This is a genomic window from Mesorhizobium sp. M7A.F.Ca.US.006.04.2.1 (assembly GCF_004022915.1).
Lineage (GTDB): Bacteria > Pseudomonadota > Alphaproteobacteria > Rhizobiales > Rhizobiaceae > Mesorhizobium > Mesorhizobium ciceri.
The window spans coordinates 1-3,951 of record NZ_RZQA01000611.1 but is presented as its reverse complement, the minus strand read 5'-3'; the positions used below and the strand labels follow the sequence as shown (position 1 = coordinate 3,951).

The 3,951-nt window shown below is 62.4% G+C and carries 4 protein-coding genes; 1 reads left to right on the top strand and 3 read right to left on the bottom strand.

The window, feature by feature from the left end; all coding sequences use genetic code 11:
- Window positions 1-210: 210 nt before the first annotated feature.
- Together EN925_RS26390 and EN925_RS26385 are read right to left on the bottom strand one after the other, a co-directional pair.
- Entirely contained in the window at window positions 211-939 is a 729-nt protein-coding gene (locus EN925_RS26390) for a GntR family transcriptional regulator (protein ID WP_013531950.1), read from the bottom strand.
- A gap of 8 nt (window positions 940-947) precedes the next feature.
- The gene (locus tag EN925_RS26385; protein ID WP_127368901.1) at window positions 948-2,228 is read right to left on the bottom strand and encodes a D-amino acid dehydrogenase; all 1,281 of its coding nucleotides are present in this window, start codon (window positions 2,226-2,228) and stop codon (window positions 948-950) included.
- Between the two features lie 221 nt (window positions 2,229-2,449).
- Here EN925_RS26385 and EN925_RS26380 point away from each other — a divergent pair, with 221 nt between their 5' ends.
- Window positions 2,450-3,247 (top strand): aspartate/glutamate racemase family protein, encoded by a 798-nt coding sequence (locus EN925_RS26380; protein WP_013531948.1) that lies wholly within the window; start codon window positions 2,450-2,452, stop codon window positions 3,245-3,247.
- A 31-nt stretch (window positions 3,248-3,278) separates the two neighbouring features.
- Here EN925_RS26380 and EN925_RS26375 read toward each other — a convergent pair.
- Window positions 3,279-3,951: molybdopterin-binding protein (locus tag EN925_RS26375; protein WP_128337038.1), on the bottom strand; the 673-nt coding region annotated here is incomplete at its 5' end.

Here is a 3,951-nt window from a genome sequence, read left to right as displayed (position 1 = left end):
CCCTGGCCCGCCGTGCCGAGACGATCGATGCCGGCGAAGCCGGCTGGCTGATCGAACATATCGGCGTCGACAGGCCACTTTACGAGAACGAACGCGCGCTGCTGACCCTGATCAAGCACGCCTCGCCGGAAATTCACCCGGCGCTCAGGCCGCTGCTCGACAAGGTTGCCTGACCGGCCAGGGATTGCTTAATCGGTTCCGGGATGCTGGTCAGATCTGATCGACGTCGACGTATATCCGGGCCAGGCCTTCCCGGACGGTCGACATGGCATCGGCGACACTGATGTCGATGTGGTCATGCATGAGCCTTGCGGCCGTGTCGGCATCGCGAGCTACCATGGCTCGGGCGATTTCGCTGTGTTCGGTGTAGGTCGTCGACAGTCGCCGGTGCTTCTCCACTTCGATCTTGCGAACGAAATGGATGCGCGTGTTGATGCCTTCGAGCATGCGCGCCAGTTCGGGATTGCCTGACAGCCTGGCGATGCGGATGTGAAACTCCTCGTCCCTGGCGGTCAGCTCGGCGCTGGAAAACGAGTCGGCGCGCGCCATGGTGAGCGTCCACCAGTCGACGAGCGCGGCGAGCTCTTCATTGGTCGCGCGCTGGATCGCCAGCCTGACGGAGCGCTCCTCAAGCACCGCCCGCACGTCGGAAAGATTGACGACCTCGTCGACATCGAAGCCGCGGCAAAAGAAGCCGCGATTGGTCTGGAAGGTGATGAGTTCCTCCGTGACCAGCCGCTGGAGGGCCTCCCGGATCGGGCTGCGGCTGACATTCAGCCTCGCGGCAAGCGCCACTTCGTTGATGCGCTCGTTCGGCTTGAAGCGATAGTCCATCGCCATGCGACGGATCTCTTCATAGACGCGCGGGCCGGTCTTGATCGGCTTGGATGCCAACGCCGCATCGTCGTCCTGGTTGCTGTGCCTGGTGGGTCGGAGCATGGCGTCGGTCAAGCCTTTGCGGCGCTTGGTTCGGCGAACCGCGCCTGTGTGGGAAGGATACCGTCGAGGGCGATCGGCGCAGCCCGGCCGGCGATCAGTTCGGCGACGATGCGGGCCGATCCATGCGCCATCGTCCATCCAATATGGCCGTGGCCGGTGTTCAGCCAGAGGTTCTTGATGTTGCGCAGGCCGAGGATCGGCAGATTGTCGGGCGTCATGGGTCTCAGGCAGGCCCGCATTTCGGCGCGATCATAGGCGATACCGCGCGGGAACAGGTCCTGCGTGACGCGCTTCATGAAGGCGAAATCCGAAGACTTGTGGCTGCGATCATAGCCCGCGAATTCCGCGGTGGCGGTGACGCGGATGCGATCGCCCATCGGCGTGATGGCAACGAGATTGTGCTCATCGATGACGGGGAGTTTTGGAGCCAGCGCCGGGTCGACGATGGGAATGGTCAGGGAATATCCTTTGACCGGATAGATCGGCAAACCAAGGCCGATCTTGCGGGCGAGGATCGGGCTTTCGGCGCCGAGACACAGAACGTAGGCGTCGGCCAGAAATTCTCCCTTGTCGGTGACGACCTGGATGATCGCGTCATTCCTGCGTTCGATCCCGACGATCCTCGTGCTTGTCAGGATCTTGCCGCCCCTCGTTTCGACGATGGCCGCCAGCGCGCGCGTGAACTTGGCGGCGTCGCCGGTTTCATCGGTTGGACACATTATGCCGCCGGCAATGCTGCCGCGCGACGAAGCCAGCGCCGGCTCGCGGTCAATGATTTCCTGTGCGTCGACAATGCGGATCTCCTGGCCGTCGGCCTCCAGCAGGCGCATGTTGGCGACGCCCTTGTCGAGCGCCTGACGGCTGCGGTGGAAGTAAAGGATGCCGGCCGAGGTCCTGTCGTATTGGATCGATTCTTCCCTGACGACCGCCTGCAGGACCGATTGGGAATGGACCGCAAGCCGATGTTTGAGGAGGGTGTTGCGACGCGCTTTGGCGGCCGTGCATTCCCTGAGGAAGCGCAGCGACCAGCTGTAGAGATGCGGGTCGGCGGAAAGTTTGAAGCGAAGCGCCTGGTCTTTCAGGAACAGCGACTTCAGCAGGATTTTTGGCGCGGCTGGTGATGACCAGACGAAGGAGTGACCGGGCGCGATCATGCCTGCATTTGCCCAGCTCGCGCCCTCGGCCACCTGCGGTGCCTGCTCGAGAACAGTGACCGCGTGGCCGTCCTTTTGCAACTGATAAGCGGTGGTGATCCCGACCACGCCGCCGCCCAAGATCAATACGCGCATTGCTGTCCCGAAGGGGTGTGTTCCTATTGTCGACAATTCAATAGGAAGACGCCGATCCCTGTCAACGGTGAATGGGTCGGCGACGGACAAGCGATCCGCGCAAGCGCAAAATTCAGGCGTTTACCGGTTCCCAGGATCTGCACAGAGCCCTTGACAGTTTCGGCAATATCGCCGTTTCTATTGTCGACAATTCTGATTGGCATCAGGGAGGGGACTGCGCCATGGACGCCCCGGTTAGCCGCGCCGACGACACGCTTGTCCTCGACAAGGAACACATTCCGTTCAAGACCGATGACGGTATCGGCACGCGCGCCAATCTCGGCCTGCTCGTGCTGCGGACCGACCAGACCATCGAGGATGAATTCCGGTATGCGCTGCCCGCGCGCGACATCGCGCTGTACGAGGCGCGGCTCTACAGCGATGTCGAGATCACACCGGAAAACCTGATGAAAATGTCGGCGGTAATCCCGGCAACGGTGGGACTCTTGCCCGACGTCAAGTTCGATGTGATCGGCTTTGCCTGCACGTCGGGAGCGCTGGTCATCGGCGAGGATAAGGTTGCCGAGCGCGTTCACGAGGTGCTGCCTGGTGTGCAGGTGACCAATCCGGTGACCGCGGCACGCGCCGCGCTGAAGGCCCTGGGGGTCTCGAGGATCGCGCTGCTCACCCCTTACTTGGCGAAAATCAATCATTCGCTGCGGGCATCGCTGATGGCGCGGGGGATGGATATTCCGGTCATGGGCTCCTTCAACGAGGCGGACGACAATGTCGTTGCACGCATCACGCCGGCATCGGTCAAGCAGGCCATCTTGGAAATCGGTGCGTCGAGCGACTGTGATGCGGTGTTCGTTTCCTGCACCAGCATGCGCGTTGCCCGCATCATCGAGGAGGTCGAGAAGGAGTTGGGGAAACCGGTCACCTCCAGCAACCATGCACTTGCCTGGCATATGCTGCGGCTTGGCGGCATTGGCGAGCAGATTGCCGGAAAAGGCGAGCTGTTTCGCCGCTCGCTAGGCTAGCATCTTCAGCGCCGGATTTGCGGTGTGCAGCTCAGATCCCGCCGTACCAGTCATAGCCATTGTCTTCCCAATAGCCGCCCCTGCCACCGCCGACATCGGCAAAGCCGTCGACCAGTTCGATCTTGTAGAGATATTTCGGCATCTTGTAGCCGAGCTGGCGCTCGACGCGAACCCGCAGCGGCGCGCCGTTCTCGACCGGCAGCGGCTTGCCGTTCAGGCCGTAGGCGAGGATCGTCTGCGGGTGACGGGCATCGATGAGGTCGATGGTGCCGTAATATTTGATGTCGCCCGACAGGCTGCGGTCGATCGTGTCGAGGCAATGGAACATGACATAGCGCGCCTGCGGTTTGACCACCGCCTGGTCCAGCACCAGCGACAGCGGCGTGCCGGTCCATTTGGCTATGCAGCTCCAGCCTTCGACGCAGTCATGGCGGGTGATCTGGGTGCGGCTTGGCATGTTCTGGAGCTGCTCGCGGCTGAGCGACAGCGGCTTTTCGACAAGACCCGTCACTTCCAGACGCCAGTCGGCGAAATTGTTGGCGAGCAGGCCCTTGTAGACGTCGTCATCGGGAGCGGTGACGCCGTTCGGCCGCTGCGGCTGGCGGATATCGGCCTCGGTGAATTCCGGCGCCAGCGCACCGCGTCCGGCGAGCAGGCGTTGCGCCCGGTATGTCAGGCCATTGGCGTTTTCGAGGAAACTGCGC

Excerpts from the sequence above, each read along its gene's own strand:
- EN925_RS26380 (WP_013531948.1), top strand. The coding sequence starts at position 2,450 with ATGGACGCCCCGGTTAGCCGCGCCGACGACACGCTTGTCCTCGACAAG.
- EN925_RS26390 (WP_013531950.1), bottom strand. The coding sequence starts at position 939 with ATGCTCCGACCCACCAGGCACAGCAACCAGGACGACGATGCGGCGTTG.
- EN925_RS26385 (WP_127368901.1), bottom strand. The coding sequence starts at position 2,228 with ATGCGCGTATTGATCTTGGGCGGCGGCGTGGTCGGGATCACCACCGCT.